The following is a 24,570-nucleotide window of genomic DNA, read 5'->3' on the forward strand; positions in this document are numbered from 1 at the left end:
CTGGAGTTCTGTGGTGAGTCTTTTGAACCTCGTTAGGCCGTCGGAGCGCGAAGCCGCGACCGTCCCGGATGCCGATTTCCAGGAGGCGTTTCGAAAGAGCGTCCGATGGGCCTGGCGGGTCCTGTGGCGCGGCAAGTTCCTGATCCTCGCCGTCCTGATGGCGGCGCTGGTTCCAAGCGTGCTGTACCTTCAGCAGATCCCGCCCCGCTACACCGCCGAAGCGCGGATCATGATCGAGGCTGCCCAGGTCCGCAACGCCCTGTCCGAGAACATGTTCATGCCGGAGTGGATCGGCGACGTCACCGTGCAGACGGAAGCCGACCTGATCTCGTCGAGGATGCTGGCGCGGCGCGTCATCGACAAGCTGGGGCTGGCGAACGATCCGGAGTTCAACTCCAAACTTCGCACGCCCCGGCCCCTCGACACGTTCATGGCCGCGCTCAATCCGCTCTCCTGGCTGGTCAGCACCCTGCCGACGAACGAGGTGGAGCCGTCGACGCTCAGCGAATCCGCCCGCGCCGACATCGAGCAGGCCGCCCTGGTCCAGACCTTCCTGGGTGGGCTTCAGGTCGCGCCGCAGCGGCGTACCCTGATCATCTCCGTCCGCTACACCTCGGAGAACCGCGAGAAGGCGGCACTGATCACCAACACCATCGCCCAGCTCTATGTCCTGGACCGTCTCGAAGCCGGGTTCGAGGATACCCGGCGCGTGGCGACCTGGCTCGGGGAGCGGCTGGAGGCCCTGCGGCGCGACGTGGTCAGCGCGGAAGGGGCGGTGGAGGAATACCGCGCCCAGAACGGTCTGCGCCGCAAGGGCGAGCAGCAGGCAACCGTCACCGACCAGCGGCTTTCCGAACTCAATTCGCGCCTCATGATCGCGCGGGCCGATCTGGCCCAGAAACGGGCGCGGTTGGAGCAGGCGCGGCAGCTCATGCGGTCCCGCGGCAGCGTGGAGGCCTTTTCCGACGTTCTGCAGTCGCCGCTGATCCAGCGCCTGCGCGAGCAGGAAGCGACGACGCAGCGCGAAATGTCCGACGCCCTCAAGGTCTATGCGGACCGGCACCCACGCATTCTCGGGCTGCGGGCCGAACTGAACGAGATCCGCAGCAAGATCGGCCACGAGGTCGACAAGATCGCGACCTCGCTGACCGCGGATGCCGAAGCCGCCGCCGCCGGCGTGCGTGCGCTCGAAAGCGACCTGAACGGGCTGCAGCGTCAGTCCGACGTGGCGGGCGAGGCGGAGGTCCGCCTGCGCGAACTCGAACGCCAGGCGGATGCGAGCCGCAGCCTCTACGAATCCTTCCTCGCCCGCTTCAAGCGCGAGGACCAGCAGGAGCGGATGCAGAGGGCCAACGCGCGCATCGTCTCGCAGGCCGACATTCCGACCTCTCCGAGCTATCCGCGTAAACTGTCCCTGCTGATGGCTGTCAGCATGCTGGCCCTGATGGGCGGCGCGATGCTGGTGTTCCTGCTCGACCGTCTGGACAATGCCCTGCGTTCGGCCGACGAAACCGAGGATCTGACCAGCCTGCCCACCCTGGCCATGATCCCCTACCGGCGCGGCCGCGACCTGTCGCCGATGAAGGAGATCCTGGAACGGCCGCGCTCCGTCCTCGCGGATGCCGTCCGCAGCCTTCGCACCAGCCTGGAGATCGCCGACGGCGAACACTCCCCCGTCATCATGATCACGTCCTCGATTCCGAAGGAGGGGAAAACCTTCCTGTCCTTCTGCCTGGGGCTGATCTATTCGAAGATGGAGGGCCGGGTGCTGCTGATCGACGCCGACGTCTACCGGCCGCGCCTGCATACGCTGACCGGCACCGACGGCGAGCGGGGTCTGGCGCAGGTGTTGAGGGGAGAGGCGAAGGTCGAGGATCTGATCCAGCACGGCATCGCCGGCACGCTCGATTTCCTGCCCGCCGGCCGCTCGCCCGACCTGCCCGAGCTGATCAAGGGGGCGGCGATCGAAGAGCTGCTCAAGGGCCTGCTCACCCGCTACGACCGCATCATCATCGACTCGCCCCCCGTTCTGGCGGTCGCCGACACGCGCGTGCTGGCCCGTCTGGCGGACCGGGTCATCTATCTGGTGCGCTGGAACTTCACGCCGCGGGATGCCGTGCGCAACGGCATAAAGCTGCTGAACGGCACCGGGGCGCCGGTCCACGGCGTGGTGCTGTCCCAGGTCGATCAGCGCAAGCACGCCCGCTACGGCTATGGCGACTATGGACAGTATTATGGACGTTACCGCGACTACTACGCCGAGTGAACGGTCGGGTGGGGCCTCCACCCGACCGCGCGCTTCCACACAGCCGTCGTCTCCGGTCTCCGCCATACTGGGGCTGGTGGTGGGCGGCCTGCTGCTGTGGATGGGGACGCCGCAACTGGTCGCCGCCTTGGTCGCCCTCGATGCCGACGCCGCTCTGCAGGGGGTGCGCAGCGGCTCTCCGGGCTCTCCCGATCAGCTCGCCATGGCGGGCGAGGCCCTGACCGCCGCCAATCGCTGGGAGAAAAGCGGCGAGCGCGAGGCGGCCCGTGCCGTGTTGCTGACGTTCCAGGCGCAGGGCGCGCCGCCCGGCCCGGATCGGGACCGCCTTTCTGCCGAAGCCCTGGCCGCCGCGTCTGCGGCCGTGCGGCTCGCGCCGGGACAGCCTCATGCCTGGGCGCATCTGGCCACCCTGCTGGAGCGTGGCGGCGACCGGAAGCGGGCGGTCGAGGCGCTGCGCCTGTCGATCCTGTCCGGCGCGGTGGAGCCGGCCCTGATGATGTGGCGGATCGAAACGGCCCTGCGCCTGCGCGGCGACATGGACGCCGAAGCCCTGTCGCTTCTGCGCCGGCAGATCCGGCTGGCCTGGATCATCATGCCCGACGAGATCGCGGCGCTGAGCAAGCGCCCGGACGCCCATGATCTGGTGACCGAATCCCTCTCTCTGCTGAACGAGGAAGAGATGGCACATTACGTGAGGCTGCACGGCAAGCGGTAGCCCGCGCCGCCGCACCGGCCTCGGACCGGCCCAGCCTCAGATCGGCCCAGCCTCGGACCGGCCGCCTCAGACCGGCATGGGCAGCGGGTCGGCCGCCAGCGGATCGGCGGCGTGGAAGAAGAAGAAATTGTTCACATAGTCCGGCGTGCCCGGCGGCGCGGTTTGAAGAGATCGCGCGTCGACGTCCCAGGGAAGCGGGCACAACCGGCCGTCCTGCTGGCGGAAACGGCGATAACCGGCCGGCTCCAGTAGGGCGCGCACCCGGTCATGGGCGCCGGAGCGGTGCCTCTCCTCGACCTCGATCATCAGGCGCGGGCGGTCGCGGCGGATCAGCCCCATGGCGCCGGCCAGCACCTCGGCCTCGTGGCCCTCGACATCGATCTTCATCAGGCCGACCGGGTCCAGCCCCTCCTCGTCCAGGCGGACGGTCCGGACCATCAACTGGACGTAATCGGGCCTGCCCCCCAGGGCGGAGACCGGGTTTTCGTCCGCGATGCTGCCAATGCCGGAATTGCCTTGCTGGAAGACGAGGCGGGCGGTTCCCGGCCGGTCCGACAAGGCGGCGGCGCGCAGCGTGACGTTGCGCCGGTTCAGGCGGGCGATGGCCGCGTGGCATCCGGGGTTCGGTTCATAGACGACGACCCGCAGGGCATGCAGGGACAGCCAATAGGAATACTCCCCGGCATTGCCGCCGACGTCGACGGCGATCCGGCCGGGATCGCACAGCGGCCCCAAGGTGAAGAACTCCCGTTCGAAATGGCGATCCCGCCGCCAGATGCGGTTCTTCAGCCACCAGACCGGGAAGCGGCGCTCCAGATGACGGGCCAGCCGCCGCTTGACCAGGCCGATCACGTTCCGGCTTCCGTCCGCAGCGGCCGGCGCCCCATCAACCCCATGGCCAGGATGACGGCGATGAGGATCAGGAGATTCATCACCGCCTGGATCGTCACCTGCGGTCCGATATCGGCAATGTCGGAATTGCAGAATGTGAAATAGAGCGTTGAGAAGCCGAAGGCGAGAAAGTAATTATTCCTTCCACCTCCATAGATCAGGCGCAGGCCGCTCAGATACAGGAAAAGAACGATCAAATTGATGGGAATGAAAAGAAACCCGCCGAAATAGGCATAGGTTTCCGCAAACACTCCGTAATTCATGTTGGTGAAGGAGTGCAGGATGCTGGTTTCCAGGATCTCGCCGCCACGGGCCGGGCGTTCGATACCGAAAAGCTGGAGCAGGACGTTGGGAATGGCGTATAGGAACTGGCCGAGGAAGGTCTCGCCGCCGAAATTTCCCATGTCCTGGACATAGGCGATCACCTCGTCCAGCGGGCTGGGGCTGAAGCGGTCGAGGAAGCCAAGGGGTTCGCCATAGTAAAGGCGGGTGTCCCAGCTGTAGTAGATATTGTTCAGCTGCTCTTCCTGCAGGCTGCGGCCGGACGAGCTGAACAGGTCTGATGCGATGCTGAAGGTTTCCTGAAGGAAGCCGCCGATCCCCAGCCCGCGCTCGATGCCGCGTTGCAGGTCGATCAGGGGAAAGATCACGAACTGCATCGCGACGGCCAAGGCGGCCACCGGCAGGACATGCTTCAGCCGGATCACCCCACCATAGGCCAGAAAGGTCGTGACGAAGGCGATGCCGCCGCTCAGCATGATCAGCCGGACATTCTCCCAGAAGCCTTGCAGGACCGTGAAGCCCAGCATCGTCACCACCCAGGGGTCGACGAAGCTCCGCCCCCCCGACAGGATGGCGCGCCGCGCCGTCATGGCGGCGACGGCCAGCGGAAGCAGGTTCGCCAAGTAGAGCAGCAGGACGAGACCGCGCCCCTCCTCGTAATCCGCGGCGCCGGCGCGGCTCAGTCCGGCCAGATGCCGGGCGACGATGGAAAACAGGGTGAGCATGACGGCGACGCTGGCCAGCCAGGACAGGAAGCGCGGATCCTGGGGCAGGGTGATCAGGCCCGACGACCGGCCGAACAGGGCCCGGATGGCAAGTCCCGCCGCCATGAAGACCAACACCCCCATGAACAGGACGAAGGCCGTCTCGACCGGGGCCTGGAGATGGCTGTCCGCCGACTGTCCCATAAGAATCTTCAGCCATTGGGCGATGAAGAACAGTTTGCCGTAGGAGGCGACGAACAGCAGCGACCCCATGCTGCCGATCCCGCCGTTCATCCGGATCACCACCGGCGTCAGCAGGAAGATTGTCAGCGACAGGAAGGCGAAGACCGGCGAGGTGCCGAGAGCGAGCTGGAGCAGGCAGGTCAGAACAGACACCGCCCTCCATGCCTCAAGCAACATTCTATGGTTGTCCACCCGTCCCGCCACCATCGCCCCCGAAAAGCGTACCCCGAAAAATCGCGGCAGTTTCAACTCGATTCCGGCACGATGCAAGGATCATGCTCAAGTTGAGGAAACCTCGGCCTCCTCCATCGCAAAATCACACAAGCCAAGCTTCGGGTGCCACGCTTCCGATACCGAAATTCGGGGGCGGCGAACGCCCTGCGGTAACGGGCCGCAGTGATGGATTGACGGGACAAACGGACGGTTGCAGCATTCCTGCCCTTTTTCCCTCCGTGTCTGGATGACGATTTTGGTCACCGAAGCGCGCAAGACGAATGCCATCCGTGGCGACGCCTTCATGGAACGGCATTTCTCGGGCCTGGTGCTGGACATCGGCTGCGGCGACGACCCGGTGGTCCCCCATGCCCGGCGCTTCGACCGGCAGGATGGCGACGCGAACCGCATCCTGGACCATCTCGCGCCGGCGCAGTTCGACTGCGTTCACAGTTCGCATTGCCTGGAACACATGTCCGACGTGCCTGCGGCTCTGGCTCAATGGTGGGCCCTGGTCAAGCCGGGCGGGGTGCTGGTCCTGGTCGTCCCCCATGAGGATCTGTACGAGCAGGGCGTCTGGCCCTCCCTGTTCAACAGTGATCACAAGGCCAGCTTCCGCCTGGACAGCCCGGCCAGCTGGTCCCCCGTCTCCCATGAGCTGCGGGCGCTGCTGTCCGCCCTGCCGGATGCGGCGATCGAGGAGATCGCCGTGCAGGACCATGGCTATGACCATGGCTTGCGCCGTCCGATCGGCGCCTGGGGGCGCGGTCTCTATGCCCTGGGCTCCTGGCGCTCCGCCGTCATGCGGCGGCTGTTCGGTGGAGGTGCTGCTGTGGGATGGGCGGACCGCCTGCTGACCCGGCTGGAGCAGGGGCTCGGCCGGCCGGTGGCCCAGACCGACGGTGCCGCCCTGGCGCAGATTCAGGCGGTCGTCCGCAAGACGGCCGCGTCAGGCCCGCCGGCGGCGTAGATCGGATCGCCGAACATAAAGCTAGAGCGGCGACAGCGCCCCACGCCACAATCGGGGCCACAATCGGCGCGGCAGCAGGAGCGGGATGGCCGGCGGCCCGGCCAGCAGGGTCCAGATCCCGCCGGTGACGACAAGCTGGGCCAGGGTTCGCGGCGCCATCAGGGCGAACAGTCCGGCCGCGGCCCCACCCGCCAGGACGGTCCCGCCGACCCCCGCCAGGATGGCCGGAAGCAGATGCGCGCGGTGCAGATCGAAGATCCGGCATGTCCGCCGCAGAGCCAGACCGCCGACCGCGGCCAGTTCCGCGACGCCGACCGCGATGCCGGCCCCCAGGGCGCCGCTCCAGGGGATCAGGGTCAGGCACAAGACGATGCTGAGGACGGCCTGGAGAAGGGATGCCAGGACAAGGGCGTCCGCATGATCCGTCAGCCGCAGCAGCGCGCTGCTCAGCAGGCCCGGCACGGCGAGCAGGCAGGTCGCCAGGAAGACCGAGGCCAGCAGCGGATCGAAGGCGATGGCGCCGTGGGTCCAGACGCGGAAGACCGGCTCCCCGGCGACCAGCAGCAGCCCGGCCAGCATCCCCGCCGCCCCGCCGGCGACCCGCCCGGTCAGGCTGAAGAGACGCTTCAGCACCGCCTCCTCGCCGCGATGGTGCTGGCGCGTCATCTCCATGGCCGAGGACAGCACGACCTGCGAGACGATCTGTCGCAGGGCGCCGGCATAGGTCCGCATCGTCGTGAACAGGACCACGGCCAGCCCGTCCGGCATCAGCCGCTGCAGGATCAGGACCGGCAGATGCTGCAGCAGAGGGGTGGTGGCGATGGTGACGGAATGCAGGCCGGAGCGGAACAGGATCCGCCCCGCCTCCTCGCGCCCCGGCCAGCGGGGGCGGAAGCCGACGGCCGGATGGCTCCGCCGGATCACCACCAGGGGAAGCACCCATCCCACCAGGATCGCCACGGCCAGGAACGCGATGGCGGCGGCCAGCAGCCCGCCGCCGGCCGCCACGACCGCGATCTGTGCGGCCAGCCCCAGAAGCTGCTGGGCGCCGCCCAGCCAGACGGCGAGCGGAAAGCGGCCGAACGCCGACAGAACGCTGCCCAGGATCGGCCTTGGCACCAGCAGAAGGGTCGCCATGGCGAGAACCAGCGTCGCCGTGCCGGCATCCGGCGCGGTCAGGCCGAGCATGGCGTCCAGCCCGGCCAGCCAGCCCAGGGCTACGAGCCCGCCCCCCGGAACCAGCACACCGGCATAGAGGCCTAGCCCGACCGACAGCATCCGGCCGACCCCGCTGGTGTCGTCGCGGCCCGCCTCGACCATCATGCGGGCACCCAGATGGGCGTTGATCCCCAGCTCCAGCAGCACCAGCAGCCCGGTCAGGGCGTTGATCGCGAGCCAGTCGGCATAGCGTTCGCTTCCCCAATGGGCCAGGAAGACGGGAACCGCCAGGATCTGCAGGACGCTCCAGGCCACCATGGTGATGCCCAGCGCTCCGGTTCCGGAGATCAGGCGGCCGCGCAGGCCGGCCAGGGCGCCTGCGGGCTGGGGTGGCGGAGGTGGCTGGCTCATGCGCGCCCGATGACCTTGGACAGGAACGCCGGCGGGTGCGCCACCCGCGCGGAAGCGATCTTGTGGGGCGGCGATCTTATGGGACGGGACGGCGGCGGCCAAAGCGCTTTGTGGCCCGGCGCCCTTGGGCGGGAGTTTCGCTGGGGATTTTCGCCGTGGAGTTTCGTTTGACAGGGCGCCCCATGCTTCCGATGATCCCGCCGCGCCGCGATCATGGAGACGACCTGCCGTGCGACGGATGGGCATAGCCCTCATCGGCCATCTGTTCGGACGATGCCGTGCCGATCCCGCTTCCAACTCCGCCTCCAATTCCGCTGGCGCCCGGCGACCGCATGCCGTCGTCGTCGCCTTCGAAAAGGAACTGGGGTCGGGAATGGCCGTGACGCCCCTCTTCTCCGCCCTGCGGCGCGCCCGGCCCGACATGACCGTCACCCTGGCCGGCTCGGCCCTCATGGCGGAGATCGCGGCCGGGAATCCGCATATCGACCGCATCCATATCCTGCCGCCCCCGTACCGGACCCCGCTCCGCGCCGCCCTTGCGGCGCGCCGTGCCGTCCCGGCGGATGGAGAGGGCTATGACTGGCTGATCACGACGGCGGCGGCGCGGCGCTACGCCCTGGGGCTGGTGGCGGCGGCGATCCCGGCGCGCCGGCGGTCGGGATTGGGAACGGCGGAGGCTCTGGCACTCTATGACGCACCGCTCGCCTATGACTGGTCCGTCAGCACCCAGGCGAACAACCTGCGTGCCCTGCGACCGCTCGGCGTCGCCCTGCCGGAAGAGCCCGGGCAGGGGCCGGAGCCGGAACTCCATTTCGCCCCGGACCTGCCCGGAACGGTGGACGGCCTGCTGCGGGCGGAGGGCATAGACCCGTCCCGCCCCATTGCCGTCCTCGCTCCGCAGACCAGCGGCGGCCAGCCGACGGACTGGTTTCCCGACCGCTTCGCGGAACTGGCCGACCTGCTGGCCGAACGCAGGCAACTGCAGCCCGTCTTCGTGGGAACGGCGGCGGGGGCGGAGCTGATCGACGGCATCCGCGGCCGGATGCGCGGCCCGGCCGCCTCGCTCGCGGGCCGGACCGGCATCGCCGCGCTGGGCGCGCTGTTCGCGGGGGCCGATCTGGCGGTCTGCCTGGACAGCGGCGCCATGCATGTCGCCCGTGCCACGCGGGTGCCGCTGGTGGTCGTCGCCTCGGGCTGGCAGGCCCCCCACCACTGGCTGCCGCTCGGGGTGCCGACCTGCCGGATCGTCTCGGCGGCCGGGGACTGGTGCGGCGGCTGCTCCGGGGGAGATTGCCCGGACCGCAACTGCATGAAGCGGGTCGCGCCGGACGACGTGCTGGCCGCGGCCGACGGCCTGCTGCTGACTTTTCCTCCCGCAGCCGCCGCAAGGGCGGTGCGGGTCGCGGCCTGCACCGGAACGCCCACCCCATGAAAGCCGTCGTCTCCACCATCGGACGCTTCCACAGCGTCAACCAGGCTCTGCAGCTCCAGGCGCGGGGCGCCCTGGCGGCGCTGTTCACCGGCTATCCCCGCTTCAAGCTGCGGGACAGCGGCATCGACCCCGACCGGCTGCGGAACTGGCCCTGGCTTCAGGCCCCCTACATGGCGCTGATCCGCTATCCCTGGTTCCAGAGCCATCTGGCCGGCGAATGGGCCTGGCGGGCGCAGTCGATGCACGACCGGCACGTCGCGGCCAACCTGCCGGAGTGCGACGTGGCGATCGTCCTGTCCGGCATGGGGCTGCGCACCGGCCGTGCCATCCAGAAGCGGGGCGGCCGCTATGTCTGCGACCGCGGGTCCAGCCACATCGGGTTTCAGGACGATCTGCAACGCGAGGAATACGGGCTGCACGGCTTCGTCTGGAAAGGCATCGACCCGCGGGTGAAGGCCAAGGAGCTTGCCGAGTACGAACGCGCCGACGCCATCGCCGTTCCGTCCAGCTTCGTGCGCGACAGCTTCATCGCCCGCGGTGTGCCGGCGGACCGGCTGCGCCTGCTCCCCTATGGCGGCGACCTGTCGCGTTTCCGGCCGCTTGGTCCCAAGGATGGCGGCTTCCGCATCCTGTTCGTCGGCCAGCCCGGCATCCGCAAGGGGCTGCCCTATCTGCTGCGGGCCGTGCGCCGCGCCGGGATCGCCGGGGCCGAACTGGTGCTGGCAGGGCTGGAGCAGCCGGAAACCGCGGTGCTGCTGGCCCGGGAAAGCGGGGTGGCCGCGACCATGGCGGGCGTGCTGCGGGGCGACGATCTGGTGCGGGAGATGGCCCGCGCCTCCGTGCTGGTGCTGCCGTCGGTCGAGGACGGGTTCGGCATGGTGATGGCCGAAGCAATGGCCTGCGGCACCCCGGTGATCGCCACCACCAACACCGGCGCCGCCGATCTGTTCACCGACGGGGTGGAGGGGTTCATCGTGCCGATCCGCGATCCGGACGCCCTTGCCGACCGGCTGGTGCGGATGGCCGGTGATCCGGCGCTGACGGCGGCGATGGGGAATGCGGCGCGGGAGCGGGTGCGGTCCTTCGGCGGCTGGGACGATTACGGACGCCGGCTTCACGCGGTGCTGGAAGACCTGATTCGTCCCGGGCCACCCCATCCGGTCATTCCGGGGCCGGTCATTCCAGGCCCAGCTCCCGCCGGCGCGATGCCATGACCTCCGCCGCCCGGCGGGTCAGTCCGGCACCCAGTTCGGGATCGGTGTGGCGGAAGACGGCGGCGATCCGCTCGTCGTTGGCATAGCCCGACATCCAAGCCCGGCGGCAGCCGGCCAGGGCCACCCGCTCGCGCGCCGTCTCGTCCTTCAAATAGAAGCGGATCTTGTCGGCCGCCTCCTCCACGGACCCGAAGAACTCGGCCTCCCGCCCTTCCTCGAAGGCGGCGCGGTGCCCGTCGCTGCGCACGGCGAGCAGGAAGGAGCCGCTGGCGGTGATCTCCATCGACTTGTGGGCGCAGGGATCGTGATGGCTCCGGGTCAGGAAGGCCAGATTGACGCGGGCGTCCCAGATGGCCCGACGATAGGCGTCGCCATACATGGCGGGAACCAGCGTGACCCCCGGCCGCCGGATCCGCGGGTGCCGCCCCCACCGCTCGCCGCCGACGCGCAGCGCGATGCCCCGGTCCGCCAATCCGGCCAGGAAGGCGGGACGCTCCTCATAGGGAGAGCCGACATAGGACACGTCGACGGAGCGCGCCGGCGGCCATGGGGTGGCCGGATGGTTGACGACGGGGTCGAAAGGCACCGGGAACAGCGCCACCGCTCCCGCGCCGGCGGCGCGGTAATCGGCGACGCTGCTGTCCCGCGGCACCACATTCACGTCGAAGCATGGGATGGTTCGGCGGAAGAGATGCCAGCCCGGCTCGTTCATGACGTGGAAGGGGTTGTCCAGGGTGAAGCTGTAAAGCCGTCGCCCGGCCTGCCTCAGGCGGTCGAGCGCCCAGGGCTGCATCCACAGCGGCTTGTCGAACCAGACGCGGGTCGCCGCCGGCGTCTCCAGGCAGGCGCGCACCACGTCGCGGTTCAGCCGGCCGATGGCGGGGCCGGCCATCAGCCGGTCGCGCAGCCGGCGCAGCAGCGGTCCGCCCGCCCGCATGTACGGCCCGACGTCGAACGCCCGCACCCGCACGCCCAGCCGCCGGAACGCCTGAAGGCGATGGAAGCAGGTTCCGCTCTCGCAGAGGTCGCCGACATAGACGATCTCCATCTGCTTTTCTCCTGGTCAAACGCTCCGGCTCCGGAGCGTGTCGGATACCGCACTCCGGGGAGCGCCGCCGGGTTGGATCGTCCCCTGGTCGAGCCGGAGCAGAAGATCGGCGTGGCCGCCGGGAACGGGGCGATGGGAGATCAAGAGGATGGTCATCCGCCGCCGCAGCGCCTGCAACGTCGCCAGCACGTGGGTCTCTCCCGCCCCGTCCAGGGCGCTGGTCGGCTCGTCCAGGACCAGCATGTCGGGCCGGCGCAGCAGGGCGCGCGCCAGGGCGAGTCGCTGGCGCTCGCCGCCGGACAGGGCGGCCCCACGCTCCCCCACCACGGTCTCCAGACCGGCGGGAAGGCGGCGGACGAAATCCGCGGCGCCGGCGTCGGCCAGGGCGGCCCACAGATCCGCCTCCGTCATGTCGTCGCCGGCCAGCATCAGGTTGGCACGGATGGTGTCGTGGAACAGCACGGGGTCCTGCGGCACCATGGCGACCCGCCGCCGCCAGGCGCGCCGGACCGCGCCCCGCAAAGGCCGCCCTCCCACCCGGATCTCCCCCTGGTCCGGCTCGACCAGGCCCAGCAGCAGATCGCCCAGGGTGGACTTCCCGGATCCGGACGGGCCAACCAGAACGGTCAGGCTGCGATGCGGGATATGGGCGCTGACGTCCAGCAGGGCGGGCGGCCGGTCGGGCGCATGGCGCAGGGTGACATGCGCGATGGCGATGTCGCCCGCCGGCGGCTCCACCCCTTCATCGACCGGCGGTTCGGCGGCGTTGCGGGCGCGGGACAGCAAGGCCCGGGCGCGGGCATGGGCCGGCAGGGCATGGACCACGCTGCGCCAGCCGTCGGCCAGCCGGCCGGTGACCATCAGGACCCTGGCCATGGCCGCCATGACCGCCAGCGTTTCCGGCAGCGCCATTCCGAAGCCGCGGACCAGCAGCAGCACGATGCCCGCCGCCGCCGAGGCGGCGACCACGCGCCGCGCCACGGCGACGGCCGCCATCATCCGGCGCCAGTGCAGTTCGCGGTCGTTCACCATTTCCAGACGGGCGTCGAACATCCGCTCGCGCGTGGCGGTGAGGTCGAAGGCCTTGATGAGCCGGAAGGACGACACATCCTCCCCCACCGTCGCCTGCAACTCCTGCCAGGCCCATCCCGTCTCCTGTCCCAGCCGGTAGAGGCGGCGGTCCAGCACCCAGCCCAAGGGCGCTGCGGCCAGCACGGCCCCCAGGCAGAGCAGCACCGCCCAGGGGGACAGCGCCAGGGCGACGGCAAGCCCGCTCAGAAGCTGCATGGAGGTTCCCGCCAGGATCAGCAGGAACTCCACGGCCAGATCGGCCTGATCCACGTCCTGGATCAGGGTGTGGGTGAGCGCCGCGCCGCGCTGCCGGCTGAAGCGCCCCCATTCCATGCCGAGGATGGCCGCATGCAGCCGCCGGCGCAGATGCCGGATGAAGTCGATGCGCAGCCGGGCCGAAACCAGCTGGCGCCAGGCGAGAACCGCCGCCGCCGCCGAGACCAGCAGGACATAGGCGCCGAGAGTCCATTCCAGCCGCAGCGCCGGCAGCGGCAGGCCGAGGACGGAGGGAAGCGCCGCCGGGCCGTTTTCCCCCAGTGATGGCCCCAGTGATGGCCCCAGCGACGCCAGCAGCGGCACCAGAAGCAGGATGCCGATTCCCTCCGCCGCCGCCGCGACGGCCGCCAGGATCGCGACGAGGATCAGCCTGCCGCCGGTGAAATCATGCAGTTCCGCCGCCAGCCGCAGGAAGCGGCGGAACAGCAGCGGCTTCGCCTTCAGACTGCGCATGTTCGGACTTCGCCTTCAGGCTTCGCATGGGGGCCGACATCGAACTCCTGGACGGGCAGGAGCATCCCGGTCAACGCGTCCCGGCGCCGGGATCGGCAATCGATCCGCGAGAGAGAGCAAATGACGCACCCATCCTGCGTTGACAGTATCACGTGGCGTACACTATGCCGAAGCCATGGCCGATGTCTCCCCGCTCCTCGCACCGCCGGTCGAGTTCCTCTTTGCAACCCGCCTGTACCGGGCGGAGATCGCGGATGAGCCCGATCTGAACGCCGCGCTGCTGGCCGCCTGCCTGGATGCGGAGGCGGTGGATGCGGAAGGGCGCGCCTGGTCGGAGCGGAACGGCTACACCGGCTACACGTCCTTCGAGTCCATCGACGATCTGGCCCGGCGTTACGCCGCGGTCGGACGGCTGTCGGAGATCGCCGGGACGCACGCCCAGCGCTTCGCCCGCATGCTGGATTGGGATCTGGGCACCAAGCGCCGGCTGGCGATGAGCAGCCTGTGGATCAACATCCTGAATCCCGGCGGCTTCCACGGCTCGCACCTGCACCCGCTCAGCGTGCTCAGCGGCACCTATTATGTTTCCGTGCCGCCAGGGGCCAGCACCATCAGCTTCGAGGATCCGCGCCTGCCCCTGATGATGGGCGCCCCGCCCCGCAGGGAGGGGTGCGCGCGGGAATCCCGCAGCCATGTGGGGGTGGTTCCCCGGCCCGGCTCCCTGCTGATGTGGGAAAGCTGGCTGCGCCACGAGGTGACGCTGAACCGCGCGGAGGAGCGGCGCGTCTCCATCAGCTTCAATTTCAGCTGGCGCTGACGTCGGGGCTTCGGCCGGCGCCGGTCGCCGGTTCGGCCTTCTCCTCCTTGCGGCCGTACCAGATCGTATAGGCGCAGCGCCGCCAGCCGCCGGCCGCCGGGCTCAGCATCTCCACGTCGTGGACCCGGTGGGGAAGCGGCCGGAACAGCAGCAGGCGGTTGCCCAGCGGAGCGACCTCCACCGGATCGCCGGTCCCCGGATAATGGCGGAAGCGGCCGCCATAGGCGGGCTGCCAGCCGTCGGAGACATAGAAGACGGCGCAGAGGCGGCGGCCGTCGGTGCTGTCCGAATGCGGCGTCAGGAAATGGCCGGGGCCGAAGCGGCGCGTCATCACCCCCAGCACCTCTCCGGGCTCGATCCCCGTCACGCTTTCCAGGAAGGCGTGGAATTCCGGGGAGTTCAGCAGGACCGAGAATCCCAGATGGCAGAGCATGCCCCGGCCGAGTTCGAAACCCGGCATGGGGCCGGCCAGCAGGGCTTCCACCGAAGCCCGCTGCTCCTCGGGAAGGCTCCGGAAGCTCTCCTCGGAGACGGCGACCTCCTGGCGCGAGGGATCGTCGGCCTGCGCCTTGCGGCAGAACTCCTCCACGAAACGCCCCTCGACCGTGAACAGGCGGCGCAGGCCTTCCAGCCGGTCGGGGCGCAGCAGCCCGTCGATCGCCAGACTGTCCTGCGGATCAACGGCGAAGCGGGCGGCAAGCTCGCGCCGGGTGGCCGGCTCAAGCCAGCGGGGGTCGATCCAATGCTCCAGCTTCATCTCGTGTCCTCGCGCCAAGCCCGTTCCACCATGTCGGCCACCAGTTCCGGCACCGGCTCCACTCCCGGTCCCGCCCCCGGCATGAGCGCGTCCGCAGGACACCGCAGCCGCCAGCAGGGGACCGCCGCCGCCAGGGCCGCCGCCGCCGCCAGCAGGGCGCGGCCCCGGCCCAGGTGATTGCCGATCCGCCCGCGGAAGGTGTTGCGGGACAGGAGTACCGCCGCCTGGACCCGGTCGAGACGGTCGAGACGGACGCCTGCTCCCGCCTCCATCCCCGGCATGCCCGGCGCCAGTTCCACCACCGCGGCCAGCGGCGCCGGTTCGCGCCAAACCGGCACCAGGCCGGGCAGGGCGTGCTTGCCGTCGGCGACGGGCAGGGCGCGGGCCATGGGAATGCCGAGGCTGGCGATGGTCTCCGCCGAAAGCCGGAGCGTGGGCAGGCCGGGCAGCAGCCGGGGGGCGGCCCCGGCGCGCAGTCCGTCCGCCGCGGGCACGGCCACGTCGTCGGCCAGAAGGGCGGCGCCCCGGCCCGCCAGGGCATAGGCCAGGATCGACTTGCCGGTGTTGCGTCCGCCGGTGAGCAGCAGCGCCCTGCCGTCCCGCACCACCGCCGTGCCGTGCAGCGGCAGCAGGCCGCGCTGATGGCAAAGCACGCCCAGCATGGTGCCGTACAGGTGGCAGCGGACCTCCGGATCGTCGGCGGGCAGCAGGGGATCGACGGTCACCTGCCGGCCGGCCTCCACCCGGAACCGGGCCACGCCGGGCTCTTCCGCCCAAAAGCCGCCGTCGGGCAGGATCAGTCCATGCGGGTCATGGGCGGCTGCGGCGGAGGGGCGGGGGGCCGCACCAAGACGGACCCGCAAGTCGGGCGGCCGACCTTCCAACAGGATCGCGGGCAGTTCCGGCAAGGCGAGGTCGGACGAAAGCCGCAGCCCGCACAGCTCGTAGGAGACGGCCAACGGTTCAGCCTTCTTCCCGGCGGACCGGTATGCCCAGGGGAAGCCCGAGGGGAAGCCGGTCCACCGTCACCGGGTTGCCGGCGATCCGGCGCGCGAGGTGGGACCGCCATGCGGCGGGCGGGTGCGCGGCCATCAAATCCTTCACCAGCGTCTCCAGCCCGGCGTCGAAGCGCGCTTGGTCTTCCGGAGGGGAGCCGATGGGCGGCCCGGGCCGGAAGCGGGGATCGGCCTCGGCCTTGGTCAGCAGCCAGGACAGATAGGCGGAGGCCATCGGGGTCTTGAAGACGATGCCCAGATGCAGCGACGGCTCCAGGCAGTCGCAGCAGTGGCCCAGCCCCCAGGGCAGCAGCATCGCATCGCCGGCGCGCACGGTGAAGGAGGAGACGACCCGCTTGTCCGGCAGCCTTTCCAGAACCCTGTCGCCGGGCGGCGGCGTGGTCGGAGCGCCGATGATGTCCCAGTGCTTGGCTCCCTCCACCTGGAACAGCAGGATGTCCTCGGGATCGTAATGGGCCTTCAGCGCGCCGCCCTTGCCGAAGGTGGCGATGCAGCCGATGGTGACAGCCATGCCGAACATCCGCTCCGCCGACCGCCTGAGGCCGTCCAGCATGGGCAGCCGGCATTCCATCCGGTTCAGGATGATGCTGATCCCCTGCCGCGCGAGAGCCTCGAAGGCGGCGCCGTCAATGCGGTTCGCCCCGGTCGCGGGGTGCAGGAGGCTTGCGCTGACCGGCGCTCCGGTCTTGGTGATGCGGATGTCGGGCGAGTCCGGACGGTAGAGGTTCAGCGCCTCGACGAATTCCGGCCAGCCGAAGGGCAGGCGGGGCCTGTCGGGAGAGGTCGGGGAGGCATGGACCTGCGGAAGATGCAGCAGCGTCCGCTCCGCCATCGCCGCGATGATCCGGTCCGGGGGCGTTCCCCCTAGAAACTCCGTCAGATCCATATGCTTCGCCCCGCACGCCGCGCGTGATCCGTCCGGCGCGCGATCCGGCGCCTGCCGCCACACTGCTACCACCGGGGCGTGCGCCGGGGAAGGGCGCCTGCGGCGCCTCATCCCCGACGGGTTCGCCGATGAACCGCAGAGGTCAGTAGGCAGGGATCAGTAGAAGGACGCCTGATAGTCGTAGCCGTCGGCGTTCTGGGCACGGGGGATGATGCAGACCGGCACGACGCCCAGGGTCGGGTGTTCCAGGCCCCAGGTGTCCTGCGGCAGATAGCCCGGCCCCGGACCGGTGAAGCGCAGGTCGAAGGGCGGCCGGGTCATCGCCAGGTTGGACCTGTTGGGAATGGCGGTCGCCGAAACCAGGGTCAGCGGATAGGGGTGATACCCCTCGGCCACCACGTTGAACACCTTGCCCACATAGGGGGCGAAATCCTCGAGCTTCAGATCTGGAAACACGGGTTCCGCGGACGCGGTTTCTGGAGACATGGGTTCTGTAGACATGGATCGATCCGGTTCCGTGACATTGGGTTTGGGAGCGGGGCGCCGCAGGGATCAGGGCAGGGATCAGGGCGGAGACGGGGACCGGGGGGGCCATTCCATCAGCAGATAGGCGCCCTTGTTCTCGCACTCGACGAATCCCAGCCGGCGGTAGAGGGTCTGCGCGGGGTTGACCACCTCCACATGGATGCTGACCTTGATGCCCTTGGCGTGGGCCTCTTCGGCCACGCTCCGCATCAGGGCGCCGCCGATGCCCCGGTTCCGGTATTCCGGCAACAGGGAAATGTCGACGATGCGATAATCGTTGGGAAGCCGCAGCAGATACAGCCGGCCCGCCGGCACGCCCGCCACCTCCACCACGTCGAATTGGGCGTCGTGATAATGGGTGGCGTAGTGGCTTGCCTGATACTGGCGCTGCTGGTGGAGGAAGGCCAGCTTCTGGTCGTCCGGCCAGCCGGTGACCGTCATCTCTTCCCATCGGGTCGAGACATAGAGCCGGTCCATGAAGGCGGCATCGTCGGACCTCTCCGGGCGCAGGCTGACCGCCTGCGCCCGAAGTTCCTCCGGCAGGGCCAGATGGCCCACGGGGATAGGTTCCTGCATCTGCTGTTACGAACGCACCGGATATACGCCGTCGTTGGCGATGCACGGCACCAGGCAGAGCACCGGCTGGTTGTTGTCGTGCGCCTGCCCGGTGCCGACCGACGTGAGCGAGGTCGGCGCCAGTGTCGTGTTGGGCGTGGGGTTGCTGGACATATAGCTGCTGCTGACGTCGGCAGGTGCCGCCGGCTTGTTCATGTAGGTGAACCACGAACCGGCGGCGGGCGCCGCGGTGATCGTCGGAGTCGCCTGGAGGTTGATGGTGCCCTTCAGCGTGTGGGTGTGGGCCGGAATCTGGGTCGAGTTCAGGGTCACCGTCGCCGCGCCGACCTGCTGGCCCCAGGTCCGGGCCGTCAGGCCGGGGCCGGCACCGGAACCGATGGCCACGCGCTGGATCAGGTTCGGCAAGCCTATGGTGGCCGAGCCGCCCGTGCCAGAGCCGCCGAAGGTCTGGCCGATGATGGAGGCCAACGCCTGATACTGCACAAGGCTCAAGAGCTGACCATTGCAGGCGAGCCAGTTCTCAGGAACGAAACTATAAGGGAAGAAGCGGATCTCACCGATGAAGCAATCCATGGATCGTGTCCTCTCCTCAAGACCGCGTGGGGTACGTGCCGAGCAGGCAGATGATGTAGGTCAGTACAAGGGACGGCATCATGTTCGCATGAGCCGCGCCGTTGCCGGTGACGCCCACCGCGGTTGACGCCATCGGCGCGATCTGGATGTCGGTCCCGGGGGTGTTGCCGGCATAATACAGGCCCCACCCGGAGGTGGTCGTTGTCGCCAGTCCGAGGGTGCCGCCAGGGGTCGTGGAGGTCGCGGGGCTGGGGCTGGCCATCAGATTGTGCGTGTGGGTCGGCAACTGGGCGGTGGTCAGGGCGACCGTCTCCGCCCCTCCGGTCTGGCCGATGACGCGGTTCGTCAGGCCCGTTCCCTGACCCATATGGATCGGAACACGCCCGCGCAGATCGGGAAGGGCGAAGTTGGTGGAGCCGTTCCCGCCGTAGGTTGCCCCGATCAGCGAGAAGAGGGCCTCGTTGCCCTGAACGGTAAGAACGGTGCCATCGCAGAGATGCCAGCCATCCGGCGCATACGATCCCGCGAAGAGGCGGATTTCGCCAACATAGGCGTCCGACATGTCGTTACCTCATTTACCTGTGGCGGGAAATCACTGGCGTGACGGGAACAAGCCCTGGGTGGCGATGCAGAAGTTCACCACCGTGAAGGGCTGCATGTTGGAATGTGCCTGGCCGCCGCCGTTCACCGCGATCAGTCCGGCGTTCAGCGCCACCGGCGTGTTCAGGGGGCCGTAGCCGGCAGGCGCCGGCTGGCCGTTATCCGTCTGGGCGAACTGCGCCATGATGCCGCCGGTCGGGTCGGGGGTGTCGGCAAGCGTCGTGGTGGCGTTGAGGGTGTGGGTGTGCGACGGGATCTGGGCCGTCGTCAGCGTCACGCCCTCGCTGCCGAAGTTGTTGCCGCGCTGCTGTCCGGTCACGTTCGCCGCGCCGTAGGCCCCGCGGCCGCGCATGTCGGGAAGCATGAAGTTGGTCGTGGCGTTACCGCCGAAGGTGACGCCGAGCAGGGCGTAGAGCGCCTGGTTCTGCTGGATGGTCATGGTCTGGCCATTGCACTGGGCCCACCAATCCGGCGCCCAGCTGAAGCTGAAGGCGCGAATCTCGCCTAAGAAAAAGTCACTCATGCTTCCTCCTCGAAATTTCGGGGCCGTTCGTTCGGCCAGCGGATCAGCGAACCCCAGCCACCGATAGGCATATGCCACCCAAGCATAACTCGCAAGAAAATCATATGATTATCACGACCAACAATGGTGCACGCGCGAAAACAGGTCCGAAGAATTGATATTTCCCGAACAATGAAGCATTATAACGAGCCGTTTTGCTTTGCGGCATGGACATTCTCCGCGCGATTCGCGGTTGCGCATTGTTGCGCATTCAGACGTCGAAATCCGAAATGGGAAACGCCACCACATCCGCCGGCATATGAGGGGGCTGCCGAGGGCGACGGCTGCGGCTGTGCCGATGCACGGGTGGCCAATCCTGGGAAGCAGGCCGGCCCCACCGGCCGCTATCAGCTAGACAACTTGGATGGTTTGGCCTAAATCCGGTTGTCGATGGATCGCAACGGAACGGCTGACGGGCAACCGGAAGCTGTTATACGAGGGATGGTGCCGCCATGGATCGGATGGAGGAGAAGGTGCCCGGCAAGGCCGATGCCGATACCATTGAGGGGCAGGGACGCCGCATGCCCTGGCACAAGCCGGCCCTCCGCCGCTTCGACGCCTATTCCGCACAAACCACTACAGCTGCCGGACCGCTCGACGGCGGCGGCGGTCTCCGCCGGGCAAGCTGAGCGGGAAGGCGGAGCCTTTCCGATCTGAAAACGCCCCGCGATGAGTTTCGCCGGCAGCCTCGGCACGGGCGCAGTCTCGGCGCCGTTCGATCTGGACCGCGCCGTCGCCGTGGGCGATCCGGCTGCGGGACGGATCAGGACGGCCGAGTCCGGACCGTTGCGTCTGGCCGCCGGCCCCGGAGCGGTGCTGGCAAGCCTGGGACCCGACCTTCTGCTGGCGGGACGGGCACGCCTGTACGGGACCGCGGAACTGCGGTCCGCCTTGAATCTCTCCTCCACCGGGCCGGAAGACGCCGCCACCCTGCTGCTGCTGGCCTACCGGGCCTGGGGGCTTGATTTCGCCGACCGGGTGCCGGGAACCCTGGCCTGCGCCATCTGGGACGCCAGCGCCCGCCGCCTGGTCCTTGTCCGCGACAGCATGGGCGTGGAGCCCCTGCATTACACCCGGTCGGCCGGGCGATGGCTGTTCGCGCCGATGCCGTCGGCCCTGCTGACCGATCCGGAGGTGACGCCAGCGCCGGACATGGAAACGCTGGCGCTGTCCATCGCGGAGCTGCCGGTCACCGGTTCCGCCACCGGCTATGCCGGGATCCGCCGGGTGCTGCCGGGTCATGCGGCCGTCATCGCCGACGACACCGTGCGCGAGCACCGCCACTGGCATCCCGACCGCATCCCGACCCTGCGGCTCGCCAGCCGGGCGGACCATGTCGCCGCCGTGACGGAGACCCTGGAAAAAGCCGTCGCCTTCAGCCTGCCGCCCTCCGGCCCGGTGGCGGCCGAGCTGAGCGCCGGCTTCGACAGCGGCGCCGTCACCGCCCTGGCGGCGCGGATTCTGGCCCGGCAGGGACGCAGGCTGGTGGCCTATACCGGGGTGCCGGCCCGGGCCATCCCCCCCGACGCCTATCCCGGCCTGCTGACGGACGAAGGGGATCTGGCCGCCGCCCTGGCCGCCCGGTTCGCGAACGTGGAGCATGTGCGGGTGCCGGGGAACCAGGGCTCCCTGTTCGCCGACTGCGACCGCCGCCGCCTGACCTACGAACAGGTGGAGCGGATGTCCCCCAACGGGATCTGGTCGGGGGCCATCCTGCGCGACGTGCGCCGCCGCCGCATCCCCGTCCTGCTGGAAGGCGGGGCCGGCAACGTCACCTTCAGCTATCACGGCCTGTACCACCTGTGCGCCCTCGCCGGGTCCGGCCGGTTCGTCTCGCTGGCAAGGGCGGTGTGGAGCCTCGGCCGTCACGGGAACCCGACCCGGCTGGGGCTGGCCAACCATGCCCTGGCGCCCTGGGTCCCGCCCGCCCCGGTGCGGATGGCGAAGCGGCTGACCGGCCGCCGCGCCCCCACCGGGCTGGACGATCTGGCGCTGAACCCCGAAACCGCCCGGCGGACGGGCGTCCTCGACCGCCTGCTGGCGGGCGCGCACGAGGATGTCCGGGCCATGCGCGGCGACGGCCGGTCCTGGCGGGTGGCGATGCTGGGGGATCCCGGGGTCGCGGCCGGGGTCCGCCGCGTCAGCGGCGTCGACGTGCGCGATCCCACCGCCGACCGCCGCGTGGTGGAACTGTGCCTGTCCATCCCCGACGACCGGTATTTCGACCTGGAGACGGGAGAGACCCGGGCCATCGCCCGTGACCTGATGCGCGGGCTGGTCCCGGATACGGTGGTGGCGACCCGGCAGAAGTCGATCCAGTCCGCCGACTGGCCCGACCGCCTGCGCGAGGCCCGCGCCGACATCGAGGCCGAGATCGCCTGGATGGAGGCGAGCCCGCTGGCCCGCCACTTCCTGGACGTTCCCCGGCTGCGCCGGCTGGTGGACCAGTGGCCGGACCGCGGGTGGGACGGCCACGCCATGCGGGCGGTCTATCTGGGGACGCTGTGCCATGCCCTGGGCGTCTCCCGCTTCCTGCGCCAGTTCGACCAGGGCAACCGCCCCGCGGCGCCATCCGAATGGGAAGCAACGCCATGACCCCACGCGCCCCCCATGTCCTGCTGCCCGGCTTCCTGGAACCGGGGCCAAGGGACGATCTGCTGGCCCTGCTCCGGTCCCGCCGGGCGGAGTTCGAAGCCGGAAGACTGGTCGGCGGCCGGCTGGATGCGGGCATCCGCAACGGCCTTGCGCTGCTGGATCTGGACGAGGCCGCGCAAGCGCTCAGGGACCGGGCCCTGCGGGAGCTTCCCGCCCTGGCGCCCCGTCTCGGCCTGCCCGCCTTCACGCCGGAAGAGGTCGAGGTCCAGGCCGCCGCCTATGGCGACGGCGGCCATTATGACCGTCACATCGACACCTTCGTGGGAGAACATGCGGCGGCGGCCAGCCGGGTGGTGACCATCGTCCTCTATCTGCACGTCCTGCCCAAAAGGTTCGGTGGCGGCGCCCTGCGCCTGTTTCCCATCGGCGGCGATCACGGGCCGGTGGATGTGGAGCCGGAACACGGTCAGGCCGTGGCCTTTCCCTCCTTCCTGGCGCATCAGGTGATGCCGGTCTCCTGTTCCGGCGACGGACCGGACGACCTGCGCTATGCCGTCAACATCTGGATCCGGCGGCAGGCGCCGGCCGGTCACGGACGGGACGGGAAGCTGGCCAGCGTCACGTAATCGCCCGCCACCTCGTGCCCCACCACGTCCAGCCCGCCCGCGCGGACCCACACATGGGCGAGGATATCGGCGGGGATATCGCCGGTGCCGGGGGCCGACCTCACCCCGTAATACAGCTCCGCCGGGATGCCGCGCCGGGCCAGGAGGCGTTGGGCGACGATCCCCTGGTGGATGCAGACGGCCGGCCAGGGCACCAGCCGCGCCGCGACGGTGACGGCCCAGGCCACCCGCGCCACCTCTGCCGCCGCCGGCGGTGGCGAGGCACGGCGGCGCACCCGCGGATGCAGCCACGCGGCCAGCCGTCCGAACGGCACCAGACGCATGGCCGCCCAGGCCAGCCCCAACCCGGCGGCGGCCTCCAGCAGAAGGGGAAGATCCGCCCGGCGGCGCCAGAGCCGGCACCAGAGCCGGCACCAGACCTGGCCCCAGCCTCGGCAAGGCAGCGCGTGCGGGCTCATGCGCGCCCCTCCGTCAGGCGGAGCACCAGGGCCGCCGTCTCCTCCAGCCGGTCCAGCCCCTCCAGCCGCCGCAGGCGCCAGTGCGGGACCTGTCGCGACAGCAGGGCCAGCCGCCGGAAGACCGCCGGCCCGCGCCCCAGGTCGAGCGCGGTCGGCCAGTGCAGCACGTTGCGTTGCAGCGACGCCAGGACCGCCATGCCGTCCATCGGTTCCAGATGCGGCTCATCTCCGGGCACGGCCTTGTGAAGGTGGCAGACGGCGACGACCTCGCCCGCCGGGGCCGGGGGCAGATGCAGGGCCCGCTTGCCGCCGGAACCGGGCAGCTCGGGCAGGGTGTCCGGCGCATGGCCATGCCGCCGCAGCGCCTCCGGGGACAGCTTCAGCCGCGGAACGCTGGGCAGCGCCATCGGCGGACGGGCCTCGTCGGTCCAGGACAGGGGCGCCAGATCCTCCGCCACCAGCCCCAACCCCCGCGCCGTCAGTGCGGCGGACAGGGTGGACTTGCCGGCCCCGCTCTCCCCCACCAGCAGGATGATCCCACGGGGGGAGGCGAGCGCCGCCGCATGCAGCGGCAACACCCCCCGCTGGTGGCAGATCACCGCCAGGGCGCTGCCCAGCACATAGGCGCGCAGGGCGGGGGCGGCGACCGGCGTCCGGGCGTCGACCAGGATCTCGGACCCGTTCCGCACCAGGAAGGTGCCGACGCCGTTTCCCTCCACCCGCACGGTTCCGTCCGCCGCCACGTCGGCCTCGGCACCCGACACGAAGGGCGTGGCGCACAGGGCTGGGGAGCCCAGCCGGACGGTCACGTCGGCGGCCCCGGCGCCGGTCCTGACCGGCAGTTCCGGCAGGGGAACCTCGCTGTCCAGCCGCAGGCCCAGGACGGAATAGGAGGCGCCCATCACCCCGGTCCCGGCGTCAGGCCGCCACCCGGATCAGCCCCTCGCCCATCATCTCGACAAGCACCGGCGCCAGGTCGCTTTCGATCGTGGCCGCATCGGCGTCGTATCGTCCCGACAGGGCGCCGTACAGATCGCCGGCGGCAAGCGGCGTTTCCAGAAGGCGCCAGACCTCCCCGCCGATGTCGTCCAGACCGAAATAGGCTCCGCGCTCGATCTTCAGCAGCACGGTCTCGCCGTCCAGCTCCGCGGCCAGGATGTCATCGCTGCGGATCAGCAGGGTGGAATGTGGCAGTGGGGTGAGCGTTTCCATCCGGTCCTCGACCATGGCGT

25 protein-coding genes are annotated in these 24,570 nt (G+C 69.7%); 9 read left to right on the forward strand and 16 right to left on the reverse strand.

Features of this window, described 5'->3' with window-relative positions; translation table 11 throughout:
• The first annotated feature begins 13 nt into the window (after positions 1 to 13).
• Both FZ938_RS20640 and FZ938_RS20645 read left to right on the forward strand, forming a co-directional pair.
• Positions 14 to 2,266, forward strand: a complete 2,253-nt coding sequence (locus FZ938_RS20640) for a GumC family protein (protein ID WP_246457162.1) — start codon at positions 14 to 16, stop codon at positions 2,264 to 2,266.
• Entirely contained in the window at positions 2,235 to 2,981 is a 747-nt protein-coding gene (locus FZ938_RS20645) for a hypothetical protein (protein WP_188093919.1), read from the forward strand. Before FZ938_RS20640 ends, FZ938_RS20645 begins: the two co-directional genes overlap by 32 nt.
• A gap of 66 nt (positions 2,982 to 3,047) precedes the next feature.
• Here FZ938_RS20645 and FZ938_RS20650 read toward each other — a convergent pair whose 3' ends face one another.
• Together FZ938_RS20650 and FZ938_RS31140 are read right to left on the reverse strand one after the other, a co-directional pair.
• The gene (locus FZ938_RS20650; RefSeq protein WP_246457164.1) at positions 3,048 to 3,833 is read right to left on the reverse strand and encodes an FkbM family methyltransferase; all 786 of its coding nucleotides are present in this window, start codon (positions 3,831 to 3,833) and stop codon (positions 3,048 to 3,050) included.
• A complete protein-coding gene (locus FZ938_RS31140; RefSeq protein WP_246799079.1) occupies positions 3,830 to 5,254 on the reverse strand; it encodes a hypothetical protein in 1,425 nt (474 codons plus the stop codon). The genes FZ938_RS20650 and FZ938_RS31140 overlap by 4 nt, the downstream gene beginning before the upstream one ends.
• Before the next feature lie 307 nt (positions 5,255 to 5,561).
• On the opposite strand from FZ938_RS31140, the gene FZ938_RS20655 reads away from it, so the two are divergent.
• Positions 5,562 to 6,284, forward strand: coding sequence for a methyltransferase domain-containing protein (locus FZ938_RS20655; RefSeq protein WP_149200328.1), 723 nt, complete (start codon positions 5,562 to 5,564; stop codon positions 6,282 to 6,284).
• Between the two features lie 21 nt (positions 6,285 to 6,305).
• Here the strand turns inward: FZ938_RS20655 and FZ938_RS20660 are convergent, their stop codons facing one another.
• Positions 6,306 to 7,853: a lipopolysaccharide biosynthesis protein gene (locus FZ938_RS20660; RefSeq protein ID WP_149200329.1), complete on the reverse strand. Its 1,548-nt coding sequence runs from the start codon at positions 7,851 to 7,853 to the stop codon at positions 6,306 to 6,308.
• 238 nt (positions 7,854 to 8,091) lie between these two features.
• On the opposite strand from FZ938_RS20660, the gene FZ938_RS20665 reads away from it, so the two are divergent.
• The gene (locus FZ938_RS20665; RefSeq protein ID WP_149200330.1) at positions 8,092 to 9,285 is read left to right on the forward strand and encodes a glycosyltransferase family 9 protein; all 1,194 of its coding nucleotides are present in this window, start codon (positions 8,092 to 8,094) and stop codon (positions 9,283 to 9,285) included.
• The gene (locus FZ938_RS20670) at positions 9,282 to 10,499 is read left to right on the forward strand and encodes a glycosyltransferase family 4 protein (protein ID WP_149200331.1); all 1,218 of its coding nucleotides are present in this window, start codon (positions 9,282 to 9,284) and stop codon (positions 10,497 to 10,499) included. The genes FZ938_RS20665 and FZ938_RS20670 overlap by 4 nt, the downstream gene beginning before the upstream one ends.
• Here the strand turns inward: FZ938_RS20670 and FZ938_RS20675 are convergent.
• Entirely contained in the window at positions 10,462 to 11,547 is a 1,086-nt protein-coding gene (locus FZ938_RS20675; RefSeq protein WP_149200332.1) for a CgeB family protein, read from the reverse strand. The two genes, FZ938_RS20670 and FZ938_RS20675, sit on opposite strands and share 38 nt — an antisense overlap.
• Positions 11,548 to 11,562: 15 nt before the next feature.
• On the reverse strand, positions 11,563 to 13,347 hold the full coding sequence (locus tag FZ938_RS20680) for an ATP-binding cassette domain-containing protein (RefSeq protein WP_149200333.1): 1,785 nt from the start codon (positions 13,345 to 13,347) through the stop codon (positions 11,563 to 11,565).
• Between the two features lie 175 nt (positions 13,348 to 13,522).
• On the opposite strand from FZ938_RS20680, the gene FZ938_RS20685 reads away from it, so the two are divergent.
• Entirely contained in the window at positions 13,523 to 14,164 is a 642-nt protein-coding gene (locus FZ938_RS20685) for a TIGR02466 family protein (RefSeq protein ID WP_149200334.1), read from the forward strand.
• Here FZ938_RS20685 and FZ938_RS20690 read toward each other — a convergent pair.
• From FZ938_RS20690 to FZ938_RS20725, 8 genes are all read right to left on the reverse strand, one after another.
• Complete coding sequence (locus tag FZ938_RS20690) at positions 14,151 to 14,921, reverse strand: 2OG-Fe(II) oxygenase (protein ID WP_149200335.1); 771 nt, start codon at positions 14,919 to 14,921, stop codon at positions 14,151 to 14,153. The genes FZ938_RS20685 and FZ938_RS20690 overlap by 14 nt on opposite strands.
• Positions 14,918 to 15,880 (reverse strand): phosphoenolpyruvate carboxykinase (ATP), encoded by a 963-nt coding sequence (locus FZ938_RS20695; protein ID WP_149200336.1) that lies wholly within the window; start codon positions 15,878 to 15,880, stop codon positions 14,918 to 14,920. The genes FZ938_RS20690 and FZ938_RS20695 overlap by 4 nt, the downstream gene beginning before the upstream one ends.
• Positions 15,881 to 15,884: 4 nt before the next feature.
• Complete coding sequence (locus tag FZ938_RS20700) at positions 15,885 to 16,823, reverse strand: JmjC domain-containing protein (RefSeq protein WP_174756954.1); 939 nt, start codon at positions 16,821 to 16,823, stop codon at positions 15,885 to 15,887.
• 156 nt (positions 16,824 to 16,979) lie between these two features.
• Positions 16,980 to 17,279: a DUF6916 family protein gene (locus FZ938_RS20705; protein WP_149200338.1), complete on the reverse strand. Its 300-nt coding sequence runs from the start codon at positions 17,277 to 17,279 to the stop codon at positions 16,980 to 16,982.
• 108 nt (positions 17,280 to 17,387) lie between these two features.
• On the reverse strand, positions 17,388 to 17,906 hold the full coding sequence (locus FZ938_RS20710; RefSeq protein WP_211101129.1) for a GNAT family N-acetyltransferase: 519 nt from the start codon (positions 17,904 to 17,906) through the stop codon (positions 17,388 to 17,390).
• Between the two features lie 24 nt (positions 17,907 to 17,930).
• Positions 17,931 to 18,497 carry a phage tail protein gene (locus tag FZ938_RS20715; protein WP_149200340.1) on the reverse strand — a complete coding sequence of 189 codons (567 nt, stop codon included), beginning with the start codon at positions 18,495 to 18,497 and terminating at the stop codon, positions 17,931 to 17,933.
• 16 nt (positions 18,498 to 18,513) lie between these two features.
• The gene (locus tag FZ938_RS20720; RefSeq protein ID WP_149200341.1) at positions 18,514 to 19,059 is read right to left on the reverse strand and encodes a phage tail protein; all 546 of its coding nucleotides are present in this window, start codon (positions 19,057 to 19,059) and stop codon (positions 18,514 to 18,516) included.
• A gap of 30 nt (positions 19,060 to 19,089) precedes the next feature.
• Positions 19,090 to 19,620, reverse strand: a complete 531-nt coding sequence (locus FZ938_RS20725; protein ID WP_149200342.1) for a phage tail protein — start codon at positions 19,618 to 19,620, stop codon at positions 19,090 to 19,092.
• Positions 19,621 to 20,111: 491 nt separating this feature from the next.
• On the opposite strand from FZ938_RS20725, the gene FZ938_RS30690 reads away from it, so the two are divergent.
• The 3 genes from FZ938_RS30690 to FZ938_RS20735 are packed head-to-tail and all read left to right on the forward strand — an operon-like array spanning position 20,112 to position 22,880.
• The gene (locus FZ938_RS30690; protein WP_174756956.1) at positions 20,112 to 20,288 is read left to right on the forward strand and encodes a hypothetical protein; all 177 of its coding nucleotides are present in this window, start codon (positions 20,112 to 20,114) and stop codon (positions 20,286 to 20,288) included.
• A gap of 40 nt (positions 20,289 to 20,328) precedes the next feature.
• On the forward strand, positions 20,329 to 22,254 hold the full coding sequence (locus FZ938_RS20730; RefSeq protein ID WP_149200343.1) for an asparagine synthase-related protein: 1,926 nt from the start codon (positions 20,329 to 20,331) through the stop codon (positions 22,252 to 22,254).
• Positions 22,251 to 22,880: a 2OG-Fe(II) oxygenase gene (locus tag FZ938_RS20735; protein WP_174756958.1), complete on the forward strand. Its 630-nt coding sequence runs from the start codon at positions 22,251 to 22,253 to the stop codon at positions 22,878 to 22,880. The genes FZ938_RS20730 and FZ938_RS20735 overlap by 4 nt, the downstream gene beginning before the upstream one ends.
• Here FZ938_RS20735 and FZ938_RS20740 read toward each other — a convergent pair.
• From FZ938_RS20740 to FZ938_RS20750, 3 genes are read right to left on the reverse strand one after another with little or no spacing between them, the layout of a single operon-like run.
• Complete coding sequence (locus FZ938_RS20740) at positions 22,844 to 23,338, reverse strand: lasso peptide biosynthesis B2 protein (protein ID WP_149200345.1); 495 nt, start codon at positions 23,336 to 23,338, stop codon at positions 22,844 to 22,846. The two genes, FZ938_RS20735 and FZ938_RS20740, sit on opposite strands and share 37 nt — an antisense overlap.
• Entirely contained in the window at positions 23,335 to 24,240 is a 906-nt protein-coding gene (locus tag FZ938_RS20745; RefSeq protein ID WP_149200346.1) for a hypothetical protein, read from the reverse strand. The genes FZ938_RS20740 and FZ938_RS20745 overlap by 4 nt, the downstream gene beginning before the upstream one ends.
• Positions 24,241 to 24,256: 16 nt before the next feature.
• A complete protein-coding gene (locus FZ938_RS20750; RefSeq protein WP_149200347.1) occupies positions 24,257 to 24,565 on the reverse strand; it encodes a PqqD family peptide modification chaperone in 309 nt (102 codons plus the stop codon).
• Positions 24,566 to 24,570: the final 5 nt, after the last annotated feature.

It is taken from the genome of Azospirillum oryzae, assembly GCF_008364795.1.
In the GTDB taxonomy this organism is placed as follows: domain Bacteria; phylum Pseudomonadota; class Alphaproteobacteria; order Azospirillales; family Azospirillaceae; genus Azospirillum; species Azospirillum oryzae.